Raw genomic sequence first — 20,252 nt, forward strand, 5'->3', positions numbered from 1 at the left:
ATTTAGAAAAGAGAACTTCAATAAGAATGAGATTAAGAATTATACCCATTATTTTGTTAACAGCTTCCGCGTTTTTGCACGCACAAGTTGTTCCACAGGGTAACAATGCAGAAAACACTGAACTTGCAGCAAATCAAAATCAAGAGTATGTCCTAAAAGATATCGTTGTAGACGGTGTCAAAAGATACACGCCAGCTCAGATTTTGCGCTTCACAGGTTTAGTTAAAGGAGAGAAGTTAGAAATTCCCGGGCAGAGAGTCAGCAATGCTATCAAGAAGCTTTGGGAAACACAGTCTTTTTCAAAAGTCGAGGTCTATATCCAGGATGTTGAGGGGCAGAATGTTGTCCTGCAATTCTCGTTACAGGATCTTAAAGAGCTTGGAGAAGTCAAATTTACGGGTAAAGGAATCGGAAAGTCCAAAAATGAAAAACTCATCAAGGATAATAATCTGAAACCTGGTACGAAAATCAATAACAATTTGATTTCCAGTTTGCAGAACAAGATTCCACAGGAATATATAGCAAAAGGATTTGCAGATGCGAAAATTAATATCCAGGAAAAAGCAAACGGAACTGATGCGAATCTGGTAGACTGGACGATTGAAGTAGCAAAAGGTAAAAAAGTTAAAATCGATAAGATCGAGTTCGACGGTAATACAAGTATCTCCGACAGAAAGCTGAGAAAAAAAGGTTTCAAGGATACCAAACAAAAGAGATTCCTCTTAGGCATTTTAAAGCCTTCCAAATTTGTTCAGGACAAATATGACGAGGACAAAAAAAATCTGATCAGCTACTATAATTCATTAGGTTTCCGTGATGCCATCATTGTTTCAGATTCTGTTACAAGAAGTGAAAAGGGATATAACATCAATGTTAAACTTAACGAAGGTAAAAAATATTACATCGGAGATATTAACTTCATCGGGAATACAACTTTTACAACCGAGTTTTTACAGAGAGTTTTAGGTTATAAAACTGGAGATATCTATGATGCTGTCGGATTCAACAAGAAAGTTGGAGATGATGGTGGAAAAGAGGATGACTCTGATATCAAATCCATTTATATGAACAATGGATTCCTTTTCTCCAATGTAACGCCAATTGAAAAATCCGTAAAAGGAGATTCTATCAATCTGGAAATCAGAATTAATGAAGGTGAAAAAGCAACTTGGAACCGCGTAACCTGGTCTGGTAATACAACCACACACGATCACGTAATCCTGAGAGCGCTTAGAACAAAACCGGGTGCTTTGTTTGCAAAAACAGATATTAAGAGAACATATTTTGAGTTGGCAGGGATGCAGTTCTTTGATCCGCAGCAGATCGGAACAGATGTAAAACCAAATCCACAGGATAATACGGTTAATATGCACTGGACACTTGTTGAGAAAGGATCTTCTCAGGTGCAGTTGCAGGCTGGTTATGGTGGAGGATCTTTCATCGGAACTCTTGGTTTGACATTCAATAACTTCTCGTTGAGAAATTTCTTGAAGTTTAAAGACTTCAAACCGGTTCCTCAGGGGGACGGACAAACATTATCACTACAGGCACAGGCTGGACAATATTTTACAAATTACGGGATATCTTTCACAGAACCCTGGGTTTTTGGAACGAGACCAACGGCATTAAGTGTAGGCTTGAATTATTCTAATGTCCATTATTCAACATCAACAGGAGATCAGACAATGAATATTTTCTCTGCAAGTACAGGTCTTACCAGATTGTTAAAATGGCCGGATGATTATTTCTCTCTTTACACTGGTATCCAGTACCAAAGTTATGACTTCAGTAATTACCCATTCTATTTTGGTGATGCTTTAGAGTATTATGGTAATACAAAATCATTCAGTTTCAATATCGGATTAAGCAGAAACTCTGCTGGTCTGGATCCTGTTTTCCCAACTTACGGATCGAATATAGAAGCTACTTTAAAATTCACACCGCCATATTCATGGTTTAGTAACAAGGATTATTCTACAATGAGTGTATTGGACAAATACAAATGGATGGAGTTTTATAAAGTGAAATTGAAAGCAGATTTCTATAACGAAGTGATTGGTAAACTAGTCCTTAGAACCACAGGTGAGATGGGATTCCTGAATGGATATAGCAAAGACCTTGGAGCACCGCCTTTTGAAAGATATTATGTAGGAGGTGTAGGATTGTTCAACGGTAGATATGATGGTAGAGAATTGGTACCTTTGAGAGGTTATGAAAACGCTTCTTCCACAGGTTTCAGCTCATCATCCACCTATGATATTACGCCTTATGGAGGAGCTACAATTTATAACAGATTTGCAGCAGAACTCAGATATCCAATTTCTATGAATCAGACTGCGAAGATCTTTGTATTAACTTTTGTAGAAGCGGGAAATGCCTGGAACAGCTACGGAACTTATAACCCTTTCAAACTGAAAAGATCTGCAGGACTTGGTATCAGAGTATCAATGTCAGCATTTGGATTGATCGGATTTGATTTCGCTTACGGATTCGACAAAACACTTGGAAGTTCTGATCCATCCGGATGGCAGCAGCATTTCTTAATGAATCAACCATTATAAAATAATTTTTTATTTTTATACGATGAAAAAAATAGCTTTAATTGTAACAATTATTTTTACCGCAACACATATCTATGCACAAAAGATAGGCGTGGTAGATACTAATTATGTTTTGAGTAAATTGCCACAGTACAAAGAAGCTGAAAGCAGACTTAACACACAGGTAACCCAGTGGCAGGCAGATATTCAAAGGCTGCAGGCAGAATATGAGAGAAAAAGAGAAGCTTTTGAAAATGAAAAAGTACTTCTTGTAGGAGATCAGCTTAAGTTGAGAGAGAAAGAAGTGGTGGATATGGAAACCAATATCCGCAATACAATTGGTGCAAGATTCGGAACAAACGGAGAGGTCAATCAATTGAGATCCAACCTTACAAAACCTTATCAGGATCAGATCTGGAATGCGATTAAAACAGTATCTACAAAGAATAACTTGGGCATAGTTCTTGATAAAAGCAATAACATCAGTGTTATCTTTCTTGATAAAAAATATGACTATACCGAGGCTGTACTAAACCTTTTGGGAAAAACCCTTCCAAAAGCAGAAGAGACTAAAAATAATAACAGACCAGGCGTCAACAATAAAGGACAATCTGCAACAGGTGCTAAAATAAAAGGGGCATCGCAGAGAAAATCAGCTTCTTCTGAAACTACCGAACTTAAATAGAATTAAATATAAATTATAAACATAACTTTTTAAAATGAACAAATTAAATGTATTATTAGTAGCCGTTGTAATGGTTTTTGCAACTGGATTTGCACAAGCTCAAAAAATAGCTTCTGTTGATATCAATTCGATCTTTACATCAATGCCGGAAATGAAAGCTTTGGACCAGCAATTACAAACTTTGCAGACTGCAAAACAAGGTGAGCTGGAAAAACAAGGAAAGTCTCTTCAGGATTTGATGAAAAAATATCAGGACGAAGCTCCTAAACAAACGCAGGCTATCAATGAGCAAAGAAGTCAGGAAGTTCAAAAACTTCAGGACAATCTTCAGCAACTTTATGCTGCTGCTCAAAAAGATATCGCTGAAAAAAGAGATGCAGGTCTAGCTCCAATTGAGAAAAAAATCAATGATGCTATTTCTAAAGTTGCTAAAGCAGCAGCTTATGAATTCGTATTTGATGCTTCCAGCCCGGCTTTAGTTTACAAAGCAGGTACAGATGCAACACCAGCTGTTAAGAAAGAATTAGGTCTTTAATTTTAAGACAGAAAAATAATGGAAACCGTCTCGTTTGATAACGAGACGGTTTTTTAGGAATTGTGACATTATGGAAAAAGAATTTTCATCTACCGTAAAAATCCGTTTCGCAGATTGCGACCCAATCGGTCATCTCAACAATGTGAAATATCTGGAATATATGCTCAATGCAAGAGAAGATCATGTAGAGCAGAACTACGGATTCACTTATGAGCAATATACAAGAGAAACTGGGTGTACTTGGGTTACTGTTCAAAACGAGATTGCTTATCTCAAAGAAGTAAGATACAATTCCACTGTTAATATCACCAGCAAGACTGTTTTTGTAGATGATCTGACTGCAGTTGTAGAATTGTTGATGAAGGATGAAAACGGACGTGTAAATGCCGTCTTTTGGTTAACGGTGATTTACTTTAATATGAAAACCAGAAAAGCAGAAAAAATGCCGGATTCTACTTTAGAAAAGTTCGCTCATTTTCTAGTAGAAATAGACCATAAAACATTTAAGGAAAGAGTTAGTTATTTCAGAAGTCAAAACAAATTAAAATAAGATGAAAAGAATATTAGTTGTTGGCGGAAATGGTCAGTTAGGACATTGCCTTCAAAAATTAGCGCCGAAATATCACGACCAATTTGATTTCAATTTTACAGGATCAGAAGTTCTTAATATTACAGATAAATCTCAGATTGAGAAAGAATTTGAAGAGTATCAACCGGATTTTGTTATCAATGCATCGGCTTACACAGCCGTAGATCTGGCTGAGAAAGAACAAGATAAAGCATTTGCTGTTAATGCGGAAGGTGTCGGTAATCTGGCAGAAGTTTGCAAAGATCATAACGCAATTCTGATCCACGTTTCTACAGATTATGTTTTTGACGGTGAAACCAATCTCAGCTATTCCGAAGACGATTTCACAGATCCAATTGGTGTTTACGGAGCTTCAAAGCGAAAAGGTGAAGAACTGGCTTTGGAAAATAATCCGGAAACTGTGATTCTTAGAACGTCTTGGTTGTATTCAGAATTCAATAAGAATTTTGTAAAAACGATGCTTCATTTATTTAGTGTTAAAGATGAATTGGGAATTGTAGGCGATCAATACGGGCAGCCAACTAATGCGAATGATTTGGCAGAAGCGATTATGGATATCATCGAAGCTGAAAATAAAAAGTTCGGAATCTACCATTTCTCAAACTATCCGGAAACGACTTGGTTCGATTTTGCTAATAAAATAAAAGAATTCTCAGGTTCTTCCGTTATACTTAAAGCAATTACAACCGAAGAATTCCCAACACCGGCAAAACGCCCGAAAAGAAGTACAATGTCTTTGGACAAAATCGAAAAAGATTACAACATCGAACCAAAACATTGGGAAAACAGCCTTCAGGATTGTGTAGAAATCCTAAAAATAACGAATGCGTAAACTCCTATTTTTAATCAGTGTTTTTTGTTTTCAATTCTTTTACCTTCAGATCGTTACTCTGAATAAGGTCGAGAAAACCAATGAGAACAAAGACAAGTTTTTTTATAAAGTCAATGAACCTTCAAAGTCGGAGTTTCTGGGTGAAATCCTTGTGAATGCTTACTCCAATGATGATGTGGTGATTTTTGGAGATATCTATAAAAAAGCAAAACAGATTGGCGCCAATTCATTTAGTTTAAAGCCAATTGAAAACATCGACGGAACGATTCAGAACTTCAATCCTGCTTATTATATCCTGAATGTTTATTATACCAAGATTGATGATATTCCTAATGAAGAAAATGTTGCCTATCTGGTTTCATCTTCAGAAAAGAAGCAGAAAATCAATATCAACAACAAAACCATGGAATTAGAACCAAGAAGTTTCATCAGACTTGATTTGAACGAAAATGAAATTATGTCAGTCTCAACAAGAAAATTACTGGGGTCAACGGTAAAATTGTCAGCAAAATCCGGACAGCCTTCTTTGTACCTTTCTCTAAGTAATTTTAAGATTCGCAGCAATGACAGCCTTTACGGCGGTGTGAACCTGAAATCAGGCGATATTACCGGATTAGAAAAGTCGTTTGGTATGTTTTTGACTACAATATATACCGAACAGAAAAAGGATTAATGTTGATAAGTTGTGACACGCAAAGTGCTTATTTTCAGAATTTAATTTATTAACTTTATACAAGCAGATTTCAGGACCGGGTATTTGTAATTCTCAACACTCAATCTCTAGTCTAAATCTAAATACTATTGGAAGAATTTTTTGAAAACGAACTTGCTAAAAAGTTCGAAGAAATGATAGAGAATAATGATGAATTCTATTTCGATACCGAAGAGTATATAGAAATAATCATCTATTATCTGGAGCTGGGAGATTATAGCTATGCAGAAATGGCTGTTAACCACGCCCTGAAAATACATCCAAACTCCCTCGAAATCAAAACCAAGCAATTGGAGGTTTTCCTGGAACTGGAGCGTTATACAAAAGCTAAAGAACTGATCGATGAACTTCATCAGTCGTCTTTGGAAGATACAGACTTTTTGGTTTGTTGCGCGAAATATTACTCAAATCTCGGAAACCCGAAAAAATCCATAGAATATTGCCAGAAAGCCCTGGAATTAGAAGAGGAAGAGAATTTCCTTCATAATTTCATCGCAGACGAATATGTCAATCTGGACGACCCCTTCAATGCGCTGAAACATTACACATCGGCATTGGAGCACGATCCCTATGATGATTATTCTTTGGAAAACGTGATGGTTTGTTACAGTAAACTGAACCGTTCTCAGGAAGCCTTGGATTTCCTAAATCAATATCTGGACAAGTTTTCTTTTTCAGAAACGGCGTGGTACGAGTATGGACAATTCCATTTCAACAAGAAAAATTACGAGGAGGCTATCAATGGTTTCGATTATCTTTTAGCAATTAACTCACAGGCTGTGGGCGTTTATGCCAACAAGGCCGCTTGTTATGAGGCGATGGGAGAGTGGGACAAAGCAATCGCCGTTTATGAAGAGATGCTGGAATTGGAATATACCAAGGCATTCACTTTCTACAAGATCGGTTTGTGTTACAAAGAAGCCAAAAAATTGGTTCCTGCACTCACATCTTTCCAAAAGTCTTTGAGAGAAGACCCTCAGTTTTATTTGGCAATGATGGAGCAGTCTCACATTTATGAAGAATTGGGAAATCCAAAAGAAGCACTTTATTTCGCTCAGGAAGCTTCTGCTCTTAACGAAGGAAATGTGGAGTATCAGAAGCGTTTAGCGTTTCTTTACATCACTTGTGGGGACTATGAGGAAAGCTTAAGCTGTCTCAAAAAATTGATAGAATCAGAGCCAACTAGATTTTACAACTGGTATGCTTATTCAGAAGTTCTGATGTTGATTGGCGAGTACGAAGAAGCAGTTACCGTTCTGGAAAAAGCTCTGAAAGCGCATCCTCGCGCCGAATTATACTATCAGTTGAGTAATTGCTATTTCCATTTGAAAAATGAAGCAGAAGGCGTTTCACAGCTTAAAAAAGCTTTGGAACTTGATTCAACACTCAGCAAAGATATGCAGCAGAAATATCCGTTCATCAAGGAACAGGTCAAAAAAATAAAGGCCAAAAAGAAATAAAATAAAAGCTCAGATTTGTCTGGGCTTTTTCGTTTTCAGGAGCCGGGAACCTGCTTTCCGTTGCAATCTTTTTTGCATCACATTTGTCAGGCTCAAGTTCTCGAAGCCCAAGCAAAAAAGGATTTCCACTGCAATCAGGGCTATGGGATTTCAACCCCAATAGAAATTTTCAAAAAAATCAGATGAATCTGCCCAATCAGCGAGACAAATTCGGTTTACTCCTCAAAAATATCAATCCGGCTAAAATAATCAATGCTCCGACAGACTGCTGCGTCGTCAATTTCTCACCATCCAGAAGTCCCCAGATAATCGCCACAATCGGCATTAGCAAAGTCACTGTTGAAGCAAATAGAGGCGTAGAAATACTTAATAATTTATAATTCATCATCATTGCCAATCCGGTTCCAAAGATTGATAACATCGCCACAAAACCAAGTCCTGCAAGTGTGCTTTGATTAAAGTTGAGATCCTTAAAAAATCCGGAGAATACCAAAGCCATCAACGATGGCAAAAACAACACAAATGAAAAGATATAAGCAGACATTAGAATTGCCGGAACTTCATGTAATCTGGATTTTATAGTAGTTGTACTGATTGCGTAAAGCAAAACGGCAAGAAGCAATAATAAGATTGGGAAAATTTTTATTTCGCCGCTTTCGCCACTTCCCAAAGCAAGGATGCAAGCACCAATAAAGCTTATTAAAACACCGAGCAACTGTCTTTTCGTTGTAGAGAATTTCCAAACTAAAGAACCAACGATAATTACGAATATCGGCATCATAGAATTGATAATTCCTGCAATGCTGCTGCTGATCTCGGTTTCCGCCATTGGGAAAAGAAACATTGGGATGAAACTTCCTGTGACTCCTGCAATAATCAGCCATTTCAAATGCTTTTTCGGAAACAGTTTAATTTTCAGAATAGCATAAGGCATTAATACAATTCCGGAGATCAGAACGCGCAAAGCGCCCACTTCATAAGGGTTGAAATGTTCCAGCGATTTTTTGATCAATATAAAAGATGATCCCCAGATCAATGATAATGCAATGAGCAAAACCCATTTTTGTCTTTCTGTATTCAAGAGGTTTGTTGTTTTAAAATATTAAGATAATCTATTTTTGGGATCATTTTTGCGCCAAGACTTTCCAGATGTTCAGAATGGATTTGGCAGTCAATGAGTTCCCATTGGTGTTTATATTTGGTCGTAAAATGAATGAATCCCGCTTTGGAAGCGTTTGAAACTTTGGAAAACATACTTTCGCCGCAAAACACATTTCCGACTTGTATCCCATAAAATCCACCAACCAATTCGCCATTCTGCCAAACCTCAAAACTTTTCGCTTTCCCGAATTGGTGAAGTTTTACAAATGATTCGATCAGTTCTTCATTGATCCAGGTTTCGTCCTGGTCTTTTCGTTCCGTCATTTTGCAGTTCCTCATCACGTCTTCGAAACATTGGTTTTCCGTAAATTCAAAAATCTCATCTCTTAGGATTTTCTTCATCGATTTGGAGATTTTTATTTCATTTGGGAGCAAAACAAATCTCGGGTCGGGACACCACCAAAGGATTTCTTCGCCTTCGTTATACCAAGGGAAAAGTCCCAATTGATATGCAAACCAAAGTCTTTCTGGTTTCAAATCGCCGCCAATGGCCATCAAACCGCCATCCGGATCATAAAGTTCCGGGTCAGGAAAAGAAATATCATTGGGATCTAAACGGAGCATTTTATTTATATAATATTATTTCAATATCAATAGGGGCGGGCTTTAGCCCGTTTTTTATGGAGGTATTATAGTTGGCTTTAGCCGAAATTAAATAAGTTTTATTTGATATTCATCTACACAATCAGCGAGAATAATCTTTTATCTAATCTTAATTTCATTAATGGATTTAACAAAACCTCGTCGCACATCTTCGTAATGCTCGTGTTTCCCATCTTTCACAACCCATTTTCCGGCAACGATAGTTCCAAGAAAATGCGAAGAATCCGAAGAATAAACAATCGTATTACAAAGATTTTTAAGAGAAGAAGTGGCGATTAACGGCGCTTTTGCATCAATCACAACCGCATCAAAACTTTGCCCGATTTTGAAGAAATTCTCATTCTCAAAAGCCATCGATTTCCGTCCTGATTTCCAGGCGATTTTCAACGCATTAAAACCACTGTCACCAAGATTCGGCTGAAAAAAAGTGTCACGCCTGTGCGTATGGATCCGTTGTCCATAATCCAAAATCCGCAAATCTTCTAAAGGATTTACACAAATCTGACTGTCTGTTCCAATCGACCAATTGCCACCAAACTTTTGATAATCCTTAAATCGGAATCTTCCATCTCCCAAATTTCCTTCCGTTGAAGGACAAAGAACGATGTTGGCGCCAGATTTTGCAATGCCTTCGACTTCATTATCTTCCAAGTGTGTACAATGAATCAAATTAAAATTTTCATTCACATCACAATTTTCCAAGAGCCATTCTGCAGGTCGTTTTCCGTAGAAATCCACAGAATCTTTGATTTCTTTCAACTGTTCCGCAATGTGAATATGAAATGGATAATCTTTAGCAAGTAGTGAAGACTCAATCAAATCCTCTTTTTGAACTGCTCGCAAAGAATGCGAGCCCACTGCTAAATTAGCTTTATCATAAAACTTTATCGACTGTTTCGAAGCCTCTAGCAATTGGTAATAATCTTGAATGTTTTTTGAAATAAATCGCCTTTGCAAATCATAAGGCTCAGTCCCGAAATTCCCTTTCTGATAAAACATAGGAATCAACGTTATTATGATTCCAGCTCTTTTTGCGGCAGCCACTAATCTTTCGCCCATTTCTGAGAGATTCTGATAAGCTTTTCCATCTTTATCATGATGCACATAATGGAACTCCGCTACCGATGTATAACCGTTTCGCAGCATTTCTGCGTACAACATCGCCGCCACATCTTCCATTTGTTCAGGCGAAAGTGACAAGGCAATTCTATACATCGCATCGCGCCAGCTCCAAAAATCATCCGGAACCTCTGAACCTTCAAAATATTCTGCCAAACCGCACATCGCATATTGAAAAGCGTGCGAATGCGCATTCTGAAATCCTGGCAAAACATAACCGTCGACGTATTCACCTTCCGGTGTTTCCACGGTTTTCAGTTCAGAGATATTTCCGGCGTCGTCCAGCTTTACAAAAGCATTTTCCATCCATCCGTTTTCGGTTAGTAATCCTTTGAATGTATACATTTTATGAATAATAGTATTTGTATTTAATTTGTCATGCTGAGGCTCTCGAAGCCATTTTTAATTGTTTGGGCAGCTATTTCCGCCTTCCGCTTCCAAACGGAGTGGTTCGACGAAGTCAATCTTTTTTGCAGAATGCTTCCAGTTCAAGAGAACGCAAAACCACGCAAAAAAGGATTTCCGCTCAAGTCGGGCTGCTGTTTTCAGGGTAAAACAAGCTTCAAAATAAAAAAAATCTGTTTTCCCAAAGTATTCAAATCTGCAAAATTTGCTAAATCTGCGAGAATTTAAACTTTATCAATTGCTTCAATCAGTTTCAAAAACAGTCCTTTCAAAACCACCTGAATTCTCTCCGCATTAGTTTCATCATAAGTCATTTCCGAAGAATCCATATAATTCGTCTTGCACATTTCCAATTGCAAAGCGTGAATATTTTCACTTGGTTTTCCAAAACTTCTCGTGATGTAACCACCTTTGAAAGGATGATTGTAAGAAAAACCGTAACCTTTATTTTGCAAAGAATCAATTGTAATTTCAATCAAACCAGAACTTGAAGAAGTTTCATCATTATCCCCAAGAATCAAATCCGGAAAATCCTCAGAACGAATTCCAGGAACAGATTTCCTAATCGAATGCGCATCAAACAACAAAACTTTCCCAAATTCAGCTTTTGTTTGTTGTAGAAGTTCATCTAATTTCTCGTGGTAAGGTTTGTGATAAAGCTCAACTCGTCTGGAAACTTCTTCAGAATTAGGAATGTAATTGTCTTTATAAATCGGATTTCCATTAAAATCCGTAATCGTCACAACATCCGTAATCACTCGTCCGTCATTGTAAAGCGGTTGATTTTCCGGGTTTCTGTTAAGGTCAACAACCCATCTGCTGTAATTGGCAGTGATCATTGTTATTCCCAGCTCTGATGCAAAACCATAAAGTTTGTTAATGTACCAATCGGTGTCGTCTAATTGATCAGACAACTCAGGATTCATATTAGATTTTATATCTTCCGGAATAAATGTTCCTGCGTGAGGAACACTAATGATAATTGGAACTTTCGGAAGTGTTGGCTCAATGATTTTAAAAATTTCCATAGACGATTTCAAAGTTGAAATATAAAAAGAATCCCTGCATTTTTGATAAAAGATGCAGGGATTTATTATAGATAGATTCTAAAAATCTTAGAATGGCAAATCGTCATCTTCATCCTCTGCAAAAACGTTTTTATTTTCAGCAGCCGGTTGGCCTTGATTTGGTGTAGCTTCAGTTGGTTCGTTGAAATCAGCAGAACCTTCTTTTTCCATTCTCCATCCAGTGATAGAATTGAAATATTTTACATCACCTTGTGGACTTGTCCATTCTCTACCTCTGATATTGATATGGATTTTCACTTTATCTCCAACTTTGTATGCATTTAGCAAATCAACTTTTTCTGATAAAAATTCAATATTAATTGGTTGCGGGTATTGTTCTTCAGTTAAAAGAACTACTTCTTTTTTTTGAAATCCGCTGTTAAAAGTTTGTAAATCAGAAATCTTCTTGATCGTTCCTGTTAATTCCATGTCTCGAAAATGTTTTAAGAGTGTAAAGGTAATAAAAACTATTGAGGTTATCAGAAATCTGACTACGAAAAAACTTGAAAAAAAATGTTGATTTTATTTTGGAGGGAATATGAAAAGTGTCTATATTTGCACTCACCAAAACAAAAGAAAGGAAGTTCTTACATAATGCGGATGTGGTGTAATTGGTAGCCACGCCAGACTTAGGATCTGGTGCCGTGAGGCGTGGGGGTTCGAGTCCCTTCATCCGCACAATGCTAAAAAATTTCTAAGCAATTAGGAATTTTTTTTATGCGAAAATAGCTCAGCTGGTAGAGCACGACCTTGCCAAGGTCGGGGTCGCGGGTTCGAGTCCCGTTTTTCGCTCCACCTCTGCCCTGGTGGTGGAACTGGTAGACACGCAGGACTTAAAATCCTGTGTCCGTAAGGACGTACGGGTTCAAGTCCCGTCTGGGGTACAAAATGACTGTTGATCTTATGATTTACAGTCATTTTTGTTTTTAAGAAATATTTCTATAGATATTTATTGACAATAAAAAACACACAACTTTTTATTGTGTGTTTTTTATTCTGGTTGGTTTTTAGATCTATTTCAAAAGCGCATTAAAAGTATCACCTTGTCTGATGTCTCCAGTGTTATAGCCTTTCATAAACCATTCTTCTCTCTGTGCAGAAGAGCCGTGTGTGAAGCTTTCCTGATTCACATAACCTTGTCCTCTTTTCTGAATGTTATCGTCGCCAACAGCCGCGGCTGCACTCATTGCTTCTTGGATGTCGCCAGGTTCCAGGATTTTCTCACGGCTATCCGTTTGTTTTGCCCAAAGGCCGGCGTAGAAATCCGCCTGTAATTCTGTTGCAACAGAAACCTTGTTCATTTCTGCTTCAGAATATTTTCCTCTTAATTGATTAACTTTTTGAGTGGTTCCTAAAAGCGTTTGGATATGATGACCATATTCGTGACCGAGAACATACGCAACAGTAAATTCTCCGACTTTTGCTCCGAATTTCTGCTGAAGCTCATTGAAGAAACTCATATCCATGTAGATCGTTTGGTCTGCAGGGCAATAGAAAGGTCCCATTTCTGACTGTGCTGCACCGCAACCGGAATCTGTTCCGTTCTCGAAAAGTACGACTTTTGCGGGCGTAAACTGGATTCCGTTTTCCTGTAAGATTTTGCTCCAGGTCTGTTCGTTTTCCGCGGTCAGCATACTTACGAATTCCCGGATATTAAGCTCTTCTTTTGAAAGTTCCCTTTGTTCGGTTTGTTGTGGCGCAGAAGTGCTGTTGTTCAAAATTGCAGATGGATCGCCTCCAAGGAAAAAAACAATGGCTGCAATAATAATTGTTCCCAATCCACCACCAACAAGCATCCCGCCGCCGCCTGAGCCACGTCTGTCATCCAGATTTCCACTTCTATCGTTTGTCCATTTCATATGTATGTTTTTATTATTTATAAATGGTCATATGGTATCGCCTTGGTATTTATTTGTAAAATCCGTTAATGGCGATTTCATATTTTATTTTTATTAAAATTAATAATTTCTTTTTGATATTAATGGAATTTTTTGAAACAGTGCTATCAATAGCCCTGATGGGAACGGCATCCTTTTTTGTTTTTAATTGCTCATCCTGTTTGGAATGACCAAAGTTGTGAAAACAAAAAAGATACAGTGGACAGCAGGTTCCTGGCTCCTAAAAATCTATAATCAGAAATTCTAATTTGATTTGTTATTGAAGTCTATCATTTTTAGTGCCGTAACTGCAGCTTCAACACCTTTGTTGCCCAAACTTCCGCCACTTCTTGCGATAGATTGCTCCTTGTTGTCATCTGTCAAGACGCAGAAAATGGCCGGTGTATCCGTTAAAATATTACAGTCCTTGATGCCTTGCGTAACGCCGGAACAAACAAACTCGAAGTGTGGGGTTTCTCCACGGATGACGTTGCCGATTGCAATAACGGCAGCAAATTTACCAGAACGGCAAAGTTTCATTGTCGCAAAACTTAGTTCGAAAGCGCCCGGAACATAATAGATGTGAATGTTCTCTTCTTTGATTCCTTCGGTCTTCAATGTATCCAGAGCGCCGTTTCTAAGGTTGTAAGTGATAAAGTCGTTCCACTCAGAAACAACAATGCCGATTGAATATTCATCGGCATTGGATATGTTGAGCGGTTTGTAATCTGAAAGATTTACAGTAGCCATATTTTAATAATATTTTATCATTTCTATGAATGCATCAGATTGACCGTTGTCATAATCCTGATATTTCTCATCGATTGTTGAGAAGTATTTTTTAGCATCCGCATTTTTCTTAATTGCCAAAGCCAGCATTCCTGCTTTTTTTGTGAAATAGTAAGACGTGTAAGCATCATCTGAAGCAGAGGAAGCTTTGTCTGCCATTGCAAGCGCGTCATCGCTTTTGTTAAGGTTTGAAAGACAGTCTGCCATTGCACCATATTTAAGAGCAACCAAAACTTTGTTTCCAGAACTGAACTTGTCTAATAGATCGTAAGCTTTCTGATAGTTTCCTTTTTTGTATTCTATCAATCCAGCATTATAAGCTGCTAATTTACCAACTTTTGTACTTCCGTATTGTTCGTAAGTTCCTAAAAATCCTGGGTTTGCAACAGATTTTCCACCAAGAGCTAAATCTTCTTTACCTTCAGCTAAGTTTTTCTGAGCAGAAAGATAGCTTTTTGTAGCTTCTTCGTTTTTCGGACCAAGAATGAACTGTTGATAACCGAACCAGCCTAAAACTGCAACGATCAAAATACCGAAACCAATGCTCAATGTTCTTGCATTTTTTTCTAAAAAGCCCTCGATATTAAGTGCTTCTTTATCAAGATCTTTGAAGAATTCTACTGTTTCTTTTCCTTCTTGCTCTTTGTTTTTGTTATGTAGATCTGCCATAATTTTTTAGTAAATGAAGTGCAAATTTAATGCTTTCCTTTTGATATACAAAAATTCTTTTTTAGGAATGAAAATTTATTTAATAATTGAGGATAGAATAGACGTCTGCTCCAAATTTTTTGAGTCTTTCTTCACCGTTCAAATCCTTTAAATCAATTAAAAAGCTGAATTGTGTCGGGATTGCACCTTGTTTTGAAATCAGTTTAGCGGCAGCTTCTGTTGTCCCGCCTGTTGCCAAAAGGTCGTCGTGGATCAAAACGCGTTGTCCTTCTTTCAGATGTCCGGTTTTCATTTCGATTTCTGCTGAGCCATATTCTAGGTCATACTTTTCTCCAATGAAAGGTGGCGGCAGTTTTCCTGCTTTTCTGATGAGAACAAAAGGAACGTCTAAAGCAACAGCGATTGCAATCCCAAAAAGATAACCGCGGCTTTCTATTCCGCAAACCACATCAATCTTTCCACGGCTGAATTCTGCCAGGTCCACAATCACTTCTTCGTACAATTTTGGTTGAAGAAAAATGGGACAGATATCTTTGAACTGGATTCCCGGAATCGGAAAATCCGGGATATTTTCTATAGTTTGTTCTAATTTGTGGATGAGTTCTGCTGACGCCATTATTTATTTTTAAGGATTATTGATCTTGTAAGTGGTGATTTTCCAGTTGTTGTTAACGGCTTTTAATCCATAAGTCACGTTTAGGGAAGTCACTTTTCCATTTTTGTCTGTCACGTCGTAAGTTACATTTACGTTTGCGGAATTATCTTTATTGTAAGGAACTGCAATGTTCTTAACTGCAATATTTTTCACAGATCCGAAACCGGAATTAGGATTTGAAAATTTGTCATAAGAACCCCAATTTGGATTTTCTGCAACATCGTAGGCCGCCTTGAAATTCTGGGTAGAGAGATTATTAAGAAATTTAGTGACTGTTGCTTTTGGATCAGCAGTAGATTTTGCGGGAGCAGGAGGTGGGACAACTGTTTCACCTGTCTGCGGATCAATCTGCGGAGGAGGAGCCTGAATAGAATCTGCTACAACAGGAGCTGGTGGCGTATAAAGTGCCTGTCCATTTACAGGAATTCCCATTTTTATCATCTGTAACAGTTTTTTGGTTGTTTTCACAGTCAGTTTAATATCAATTTTTTCTTCGAAGATTTTGTCTTTTGGTAGTGAAGAATATTTGATGGTAAATCCTCGGAAAAGATTATCCTGCATCAGATTTTTAGAAGTTGAGATCTTGGTCCCTCCGCTGGAAATTTCCATTGTGGTTTCTAAAGCCGCGCCTTCAAAATCAACTTTTTTTCCGTTGTTATCCACAAGTTGTGGTGTGACAATCAAACCCTTTGATCCTGTCAAACTATCTCCGGCAATATTTCTTACAAGAATATTAAGCGCTGCAGCATCGATGTCGTTGGCATCTTTTTCGGAAGCGGTTTCGTTCCCGAAGATGTTCATTTCGCCTAAACTTGGCGGTGCTGTACTGCTCCAGGCAATGCCGTTTTTCTGAGCCACTTCGTCGGCCATTTTGAAAATTTCAGGTGTCTTTTTACCGTCCAAAAGTTTTCCAAGTGCGGTAATTTCAGCAATGTCACCGTCAGCTTCTACACCAAAAGTTTTTAGAATATATAAGGCTTCATTAAATTTTACTTGCTTCAAAGTCGGTAAGCTGGAAGCCATATCATTGATGCTTTCCTGAAAGCTCATCCTGTTGCTTCCATCCACTTTTGTTTTCTTGCAACTGATTGTAAAAATCAACAAACTTATTAATAGACAGTATTTTATGAATTTCATTTTAAATATGATTTATTTTTAAAAATAAGAAATATGTTTGATAAACATAGCCTTATATCAATTAATATGCAAAATTAAATTTTATATTCAGAATACTCAGATTTTTGAAAGAAAATTTAAAAAAGAGCTTAATTGTAAATCTAAGCTCTGTATCTATTTTATCTGAAAATCGCCATCACTTTTGTATGACCACCTTCTCCTGGAATTTGTTTTTGTTACTATCAATTTCTAAAAAATAAATGCCATTTTTAAGTTGGGATAAATTTAGTTTTGTACCTGGATTTTTAAGACTAATGATCTGTTTTCCTGCTGCATCCAAAACTGTAATATTATCAATTGGGGATGGAGTATTGATGTTGAGATTGCCATTGGAAGGATTGGGATAAAGTTTCATTTTATCATTTTTAATTATACCATCTGCTGCACTGAGCAATATAGTGCCAGTAAAAGGGGTAGTGAATTCCAGTGAAGATGAATCCTGTAAATAAGGATTGCTGTAAGTACAAGTAGCACCACTCAGGTAAATTTCTACTTTTAATATGTAATTGTCTGGTATAGACGGCACGTCTATAATAAAATCATTATTTGGAGTTGTTCCGCCATCAAAGAAATAAAAGTCATAACAAACTTTTAAGGTAATGACATTTTGTTGTCTAGTTACGACATATGCATTATAAGCCGTATAACCGCCATTGCTAAGTGCAATTTTCAAATTAGCTTTTATCTGGCTTTCATTAATTTGAGTAATATTTAGTCCAGAAATATGAATGTATTGTTCTGCGGAAATTTTTTCAAATGTAAAAAGTAAAATAAGTATAATGATTAATTTTTTCATGATTAGTTTTTTAGTTGTACTAATATAATCAATACTATTCAATCATTTTTATTAAAAGTTAAAATGTTTCGGGAACTCAGATTTTTCAAAGAAAATTAAAAAAAGTAACTTTACGGAAAAATTAGATTTGATGCAGAATAAACTCAATATAGAGATACATAGTTTTTCTTATAAAAAAGGTGGTATCCCCAAGGATAATACAGATAATGGAGGCGGTTTCGTCTTCGATTGCCGTGGAATTTTGAATCCCGGAAGGATAGAAGAATACAAATCACAGACAGGAAATGACATCGGCGTTCAGGAATTTTTGGAAACGAAAACTGAAATGCCAAACTTCCTGAAATCAATTCAGTCACTTATTTCCATCAGCATAGAAAATTATTTAAGTCGAAATTTTGAACATCTGCAGATTAATTTTGGCTGTACAGGCGGGCAACACCGTTCGGTTTATTCTGCGATCAAAACTGCAGAATTCATTAGAGAAAAATATCCTGAGGCAGATGTTTCAGTTTATCACGATGAACAGTTACACCTTAATTTATCATCGATAAGCGATAATTAATAATTGATTTTTATCTCTCATTATTTAATCATTTATTCAATTATTATTAATAAAATATGAAAGCATTAATATTTGCTGCGGGAATGGGAACCCGCCTGAAACCTTTTACAGACAATCATCCCAAAGCTTTGGCACAGGTAAACGGCGTTCCACTTTTGGAAAGAAATATCAAATATCTCCAGAGTTATGGGATCAACGATTTTGTGATTAATATCCATCATTTTGGTGGGCAGATCCTGTCTTTCCTGGCTGAAAATGATTACTTCGGAGCAAATATCGAAATATCAAATGAGTCTGAACAGCTTTTGGAAACCGGTGGCGGTTTACTTTTTGCAAAGAGATTCCTTGAAAACGAGAAATCATTTTTAATTATGAACGTCGATATTTTGACAGACCTTAATATCAGTAATTTTATCAAACTTCATGAAACGAAAGGTGCGATGATAACTTTGGCGGTTTCTGACAGAGAAAGTTCCAGAAAGCTGATGTTCAACGACAAGATGTTCCTGAAAGGCTGGAGAAATCTTCTGGACAACAAGAAAAAAGTTGTTGGTGGGATTTTCAAACTAAGAGAATTGGCTTTCAGTGGTTTGCATATTGTGAATTCTGAAATATTCGATAAAATGACCAGAACAGGAAAATTCTCCATTATGGACGAATATATGGATCTGATGAAAGAAGACATCATTGTCGGATACCAGCACAACTCTAACCTTATTGATGTTGGCAAACCGGAATCTATTACTTACGCAGAAAGAATGTTCAAATGATAGAAGAAGACGATGATAAAAGACTTCACGAAAGTCTGCGACAAAAAAATTGGGACGAGACTATAACCAAAGACAGCTGGATGGTTTTCCGTGTGATGTCTGAGTTTGTAGATGGATACGAAAAAATGGCGAGAATTGGACCTTGTGTTTCCATCTTCGGATCGGCCAGGCTGAAGGAAGATAATTTCTATTACAAAATGGCAGTTGACATTGCCAAGAAAATCACAGAGATTGGTTTCGGAGTCATCACCGGAGGCGGACCTGGAATAATGGAAGCCGGAAACAGAGGCGCCAACGGAAGCGGAAAGTCAATTGGTCTGAATATAGAATTGCCTTTCGAACAGCACTTTAATCCATACGTTGACAAAGGTTATAATATTAATTTTGATTATTTTTTCGTTAGAAAAGTAATGTTCGTCAAGTATTCTCAGGGTTTTGTTGTAATGCCCGGAGGTTTTGGAACTTTGGATGAATTGACGGAAGCCCTGACCCTGATTCAAACCAACAAAATAGGGAAGTTTCCTATCGTTTTGGTTGGCAGCGAGTTCTGGAGCGGATTGTTAGACTGGTTCAAATCAACTTTGCTGAAAGAAGGTTTGATCGCAGAGCAGGATCTTTCACTTTTCCGGGTTGTAGATAATGCAGATGATGCGGTTGCCCATATCAAGGCTTTCTACGACAAATATTCTGTAAGTGTGAATTTCTAAGTCGTGGCATATAATTTGACCATAATTTAATCTTAAAAGTTATTAAAACTTATATTAAAATGAAAAAATCTATATTTATATTATCGTTAGGGATCTTGCTGGTTGGGCTTTTTAGCTTTACTGCATTGGATTTCTTTTCATCAATGACCAAAGTGGATTACATTGATGGAACAAAAACGCTTAAGTTCACGACAAAGCTTAATACGACTCATATCTCTCAGGCCGTAAAAATAGATCCGGCAACAGCAGGATTTGAAGCTGAAGTGAAAAAATATGTTAATAACAACGTCGATGTATCTATCAACGGCGCTCCTAAGGCATTAACATTTACAGGAAGTCAGGTTAATGGAGAATCTGTTTGGGTTTATTATGAAGCTGGAAATGTTTCTGATATTTCAAGTTTGAAAATTAAGAACAGTATTTTGATTGGACAGTTTCCAAAACAGGTCAATATTGTGAATATCACTTACAAAGGTGCTTTGAAAACGCTCAATTTCCAGAAAGGAAAAGAAACAGCGGAAGTTACTTTCTAAAAAATTAAAA

General features: G+C 37.1%; 22 protein-coding genes and 3 tRNA genes. 14 read left to right on the top strand and 11 right to left on the bottom strand.

What is annotated here, in order from left to right:
* Positions 1-26: 26 nt before the first annotated feature.
* The 7 genes from bamA to ACFJGY_RS03545 all read left to right on the top strand — a co-directional run bounded on the left by bamA (position 27) and on the right by ACFJGY_RS03545 (position 7,353).
* Positions 27-2,561, top strand: a complete 2,535-nt coding sequence (gene bamA, locus ACFJGY_RS03515; protein ID WP_379968186.1) for an outer membrane protein assembly factor BamA — start codon at positions 27-29, stop codon at positions 2,559-2,561.
* A gap of 22 nt (positions 2,562-2,583) precedes the next feature.
* The gene (locus ACFJGY_RS03520) at positions 2,584-3,225 is read left to right on the top strand and encodes an OmpH family outer membrane protein (protein WP_379968188.1); all 642 of its coding nucleotides are present in this window, start codon (positions 2,584-2,586) and stop codon (positions 3,223-3,225) included.
* Positions 3,226-3,259: 34 nt separating this feature from the next.
* Positions 3,260-3,760, top strand: coding sequence for an OmpH family outer membrane protein (locus ACFJGY_RS03525; protein ID WP_379968190.1), 501 nt, complete (start codon positions 3,260-3,262; stop codon positions 3,758-3,760).
* Between the two features lie 70 nt (positions 3,761-3,830).
* Complete coding sequence (locus tag ACFJGY_RS03530) at positions 3,831-4,310, top strand: acyl-CoA thioesterase (protein ID WP_379968192.1); 480 nt, start codon at positions 3,831-3,833, stop codon at positions 4,308-4,310.
* Between the two features lies 1 nt (position 4,311).
* Positions 4,312-5,181, top strand: coding sequence for a dTDP-4-dehydrorhamnose reductase (rfbD, locus tag ACFJGY_RS03535; protein ID WP_379968194.1), 870 nt, complete (start codon positions 4,312-4,314; stop codon positions 5,179-5,181).
* The gene (locus ACFJGY_RS03540; RefSeq protein WP_379968196.1) at positions 5,174-5,854 is read left to right on the top strand and encodes a hypothetical protein; all 681 of its coding nucleotides are present in this window, start codon (positions 5,174-5,176) and stop codon (positions 5,852-5,854) included. The genes rfbD and ACFJGY_RS03540 overlap by 8 nt, the downstream gene beginning before the upstream one ends.
* A 128-nt stretch (positions 5,855-5,982) precedes the next feature.
* Positions 5,983-7,353: a tetratricopeptide repeat protein gene (locus ACFJGY_RS03545; protein WP_379968197.1), complete on the top strand. Its 1,371-nt coding sequence runs from the start codon at positions 5,983-5,985 to the stop codon at positions 7,351-7,353.
* Between the two features lie 196 nt (positions 7,354-7,549).
* On the opposite strand, the gene ACFJGY_RS03550 is transcribed toward ACFJGY_RS03545, so the two are convergent.
* The 5 genes from ACFJGY_RS03550 to ACFJGY_RS03570 all read right to left on the bottom strand — a co-directional run bounded on the left by ACFJGY_RS03550 (position 7,550) and on the right by ACFJGY_RS03570 (position 12,137).
* Positions 7,550-8,434 carry a DMT family transporter gene (locus tag ACFJGY_RS03550; RefSeq protein ID WP_379968199.1) on the bottom strand — a complete coding sequence of 295 codons (885 nt, stop codon included), beginning with the start codon at positions 8,432-8,434 and terminating at the stop codon, positions 7,550-7,552.
* Positions 8,431-9,078, bottom strand: a complete 648-nt coding sequence (gene aat, locus ACFJGY_RS03555; protein WP_379968201.1) for a leucyl/phenylalanyl-tRNA--protein transferase — start codon at positions 9,076-9,078, stop codon at positions 8,431-8,433. The genes ACFJGY_RS03550 and aat overlap by 4 nt, the downstream gene beginning before the upstream one ends.
* Before the next feature lie 138 nt (positions 9,079-9,216).
* Positions 9,217-10,581, bottom strand: a complete 1,365-nt coding sequence (gene hutF, locus ACFJGY_RS03560; RefSeq protein WP_379968203.1) for a formimidoylglutamate deiminase — start codon at positions 10,579-10,581, stop codon at positions 9,217-9,219.
* A gap of 284 nt (positions 10,582-10,865) precedes the next feature.
* On the bottom strand, positions 10,866-11,669 hold the full coding sequence (locus ACFJGY_RS03565) for an N-formylglutamate amidohydrolase (RefSeq protein ID WP_379968205.1): 804 nt from the start codon (positions 11,667-11,669) through the stop codon (positions 10,866-10,868).
* An 87-nt stretch (positions 11,670-11,756) separates the two neighbouring features.
* Positions 11,757-12,137, bottom strand: a complete 381-nt coding sequence (locus ACFJGY_RS03570; RefSeq protein WP_379968207.1) for a DUF3127 domain-containing protein — start codon at positions 12,135-12,137, stop codon at positions 11,757-11,759.
* 167 nt (positions 12,138-12,304) lie between these two features.
* On the opposite strand from ACFJGY_RS03570, the gene ACFJGY_RS03575 reads away from it, so the two are divergent.
* The 3 genes from ACFJGY_RS03575 (at position 12,305) to ACFJGY_RS03585 (ending at position 12,592) form a co-directional block, all read left to right on the top strand.
* A tRNA-Leu gene (locus ACFJGY_RS03575) sits at positions 12,305-12,386 on the top strand.
* A 41-nt stretch (positions 12,387-12,427) separates the two neighbouring features.
* A tRNA-Gly gene (locus tag ACFJGY_RS03580) sits at positions 12,428-12,503 on the top strand.
* A 5-nt stretch (positions 12,504-12,508) separates the two neighbouring features.
* Positions 12,509-12,592, top strand: a tRNA-Leu gene (locus ACFJGY_RS03585).
* 129 nt (positions 12,593-12,721) lie between these two features.
* Here ACFJGY_RS03585 and ACFJGY_RS03590 read toward each other — a convergent pair.
* From ACFJGY_RS03590 to ACFJGY_RS03615, 6 genes are all read right to left on the bottom strand, one after another.
* A complete protein-coding gene (locus ACFJGY_RS03590; RefSeq protein WP_379968209.1) occupies positions 12,722-13,567 on the bottom strand; it encodes a neutral zinc metallopeptidase in 846 nt (281 codons plus the stop codon).
* Positions 13,568-13,849: 282 nt separating this feature from the next.
* Positions 13,850-14,335 carry a 6,7-dimethyl-8-ribityllumazine synthase gene (ribH, locus tag ACFJGY_RS03595; protein ID WP_379968211.1) on the bottom strand — a complete coding sequence of 162 codons (486 nt, stop codon included), beginning with the start codon at positions 14,333-14,335 and terminating at the stop codon, positions 13,850-13,852.
* A gap of 3 nt (positions 14,336-14,338) precedes the next feature.
* Positions 14,339-15,043 carry a tetratricopeptide repeat protein gene (locus ACFJGY_RS03600; RefSeq protein ID WP_379968213.1) on the bottom strand — a complete coding sequence of 235 codons (705 nt, stop codon included), beginning with the start codon at positions 15,041-15,043 and terminating at the stop codon, positions 14,339-14,341.
* Between the two features lie 79 nt (positions 15,044-15,122).
* Positions 15,123-15,659, bottom strand: a complete 537-nt coding sequence (locus ACFJGY_RS03605) for an adenine phosphoribosyltransferase (RefSeq protein ID WP_379968215.1) — start codon at positions 15,657-15,659, stop codon at positions 15,123-15,125.
* A gap of 9 nt (positions 15,660-15,668) precedes the next feature.
* Positions 15,669-16,835: an NTF2-like N-terminal transpeptidase domain-containing protein gene (locus ACFJGY_RS03610; protein WP_379968217.1), complete on the bottom strand. Its 1,167-nt coding sequence runs from the start codon at positions 16,833-16,835 to the stop codon at positions 15,669-15,671.
* A 175-nt stretch (positions 16,836-17,010) separates the two neighbouring features.
* Positions 17,011-17,670: a T9SS type A sorting domain-containing protein gene (locus tag ACFJGY_RS03615; RefSeq protein WP_379968219.1), complete on the bottom strand. Its 660-nt coding sequence runs from the start codon at positions 17,668-17,670 to the stop codon at positions 17,011-17,013.
* A gap of 130 nt (positions 17,671-17,800) precedes the next feature.
* On the opposite strand from ACFJGY_RS03615, the gene ACFJGY_RS03620 reads away from it, so the two are divergent.
* Genes ACFJGY_RS03620 through ACFJGY_RS03635 form a run of 4 tightly spaced genes read left to right on the top strand, consistent with a single transcriptional unit; the run spans position 17,801 to position 20,242 of the window.
* Positions 17,801-18,232, top strand: a complete 432-nt coding sequence (locus tag ACFJGY_RS03620; protein ID WP_379968221.1) for an ATP-binding protein — start codon at positions 17,801-17,803, stop codon at positions 18,230-18,232.
* Between the two features lie 56 nt (positions 18,233-18,288).
* Entirely contained in the window at positions 18,289-19,002 is a 714-nt protein-coding gene (locus tag ACFJGY_RS03625; protein WP_379968223.1) for an NDP-sugar synthase, read from the top strand.
* The gene (locus tag ACFJGY_RS03630) at positions 18,999-19,709 is read left to right on the top strand and encodes a TIGR00730 family Rossman fold protein (RefSeq protein ID WP_379968225.1); all 711 of its coding nucleotides are present in this window, start codon (positions 18,999-19,001) and stop codon (positions 19,707-19,709) included. Before ACFJGY_RS03625 ends, ACFJGY_RS03630 begins: the two co-directional genes overlap by 4 nt.
* Positions 19,710-19,768: 59 nt before the next feature.
* A complete protein-coding gene (locus ACFJGY_RS03635; protein ID WP_379968227.1) occupies positions 19,769-20,242 on the top strand; it encodes a DUF6702 family protein in 474 nt (157 codons plus the stop codon).
* Positions 20,243-20,252: the final 10 nt, after the last annotated feature.

This window comes from Epilithonimonas sp. UC225_85 (genome assembly GCF_042695135.1).
GTDB lineage: Bacteria > Bacteroidota > Bacteroidia > Flavobacteriales > Weeksellaceae > Epilithonimonas.

What these genes read in the sequence shown, in the direction of transcription:
- ACFJGY_RS03620 (WP_379968221.1), top strand. Translation starts at nt 17,801, where the DNA reads ATGCAGAATAAACTCAATATAGAGATACATAGTTTTTCTTATAAAAAA.
- aat (WP_379968201.1), bottom strand. Translation starts at nt 9,078, where the DNA reads ATGCTCCGTTTAGATCCCAATGATATTTCTTTTCCTGACCCGGAACTT.
- rfbD (WP_379968194.1), top strand. Translation starts at nt 4,312, where the DNA reads ATGAAAAGAATATTAGTTGTTGGCGGAAATGGTCAGTTAGGACATTGC.
- ACFJGY_RS03525 (WP_379968190.1), top strand. Translation starts at nt 3,260, where the DNA reads ATGAACAAATTAAATGTATTATTAGTAGCCGTTGTAATGGTTTTTGCA.
- ACFJGY_RS03630 (WP_379968225.1), top strand. Translation starts at nt 18,999, where the DNA reads ATGATAGAAGAAGACGATGATAAAAGACTTCACGAAAGTCTGCGACAA.
- ACFJGY_RS03625 (WP_379968223.1), top strand. Translation starts at nt 18,289, where the DNA reads ATGAAAGCATTAATATTTGCTGCGGGAATGGGAACCCGCCTGAAACCT.
- ACFJGY_RS03520 (WP_379968188.1), top strand. Translation starts at nt 2,584, where the DNA reads ATGAAAAAAATAGCTTTAATTGTAACAATTATTTTTACCGCAACACAT.
- ACFJGY_RS03590 (WP_379968209.1), bottom strand. Translation starts at nt 13,567, where the DNA reads ATGAAATGGACAAACGATAGAAGTGGAAATCTGGATGACAGACGTGGC.
- bamA (WP_379968186.1), top strand. Translation starts at nt 27, where the DNA reads ATGAGATTAAGAATTATACCCATTATTTTGTTAACAGCTTCCGCGTTT.
- ACFJGY_RS03615 (WP_379968219.1), bottom strand. Translation starts at nt 17,670, where the DNA reads ATGAAAAAATTAATCATTATACTTATTTTACTTTTTACATTTGAAAAA.
- ribH (WP_379968211.1), bottom strand. Translation starts at nt 14,335, where the DNA reads ATGGCTACTGTAAATCTTTCAGATTACAAACCGCTCAACATATCCAAT.
- ACFJGY_RS03635 (WP_379968227.1), top strand. Translation starts at nt 19,769, where the DNA reads ATGAAAAAATCTATATTTATATTATCGTTAGGGATCTTGCTGGTTGGG.
- ACFJGY_RS03565 (WP_379968205.1), bottom strand. Translation starts at nt 11,669, where the DNA reads ATGGAAATTTTTAAAATCATTGAGCCAACACTTCCGAAAGTTCCAATT.
- ACFJGY_RS03570 (WP_379968207.1), bottom strand. Translation starts at nt 12,137, where the DNA reads ATGGAATTAACAGGAACGATCAAGAAGATTTCTGATTTACAAACTTTT.
- ACFJGY_RS03605 (WP_379968215.1), bottom strand. Translation starts at nt 15,659, where the DNA reads ATGGCGTCAGCAGAACTCATCCACAAATTAGAACAAACTATAGAAAAT.
- ACFJGY_RS03530 (WP_379968192.1), top strand. Translation starts at nt 3,831, where the DNA reads ATGGAAAAAGAATTTTCATCTACCGTAAAAATCCGTTTCGCAGATTGC.
- ACFJGY_RS03540 (WP_379968196.1), top strand. Translation starts at nt 5,174, where the DNA reads ATGCGTAAACTCCTATTTTTAATCAGTGTTTTTTGTTTTCAATTCTTT.
- ACFJGY_RS03600 (WP_379968213.1), bottom strand. Translation starts at nt 15,043, where the DNA reads ATGGCAGATCTACATAACAAAAACAAAGAGCAAGAAGGAAAAGAAACA.
- ACFJGY_RS03610 (WP_379968217.1), bottom strand. Translation starts at nt 16,835, where the DNA reads ATGAAATTCATAAAATACTGTCTATTAATAAGTTTGTTGATTTTTACA.
- hutF (WP_379968203.1), bottom strand. Translation starts at nt 10,581, where the DNA reads ATGTATACATTCAAAGGATTACTAACCGAAAACGGATGGATGGAAAAT.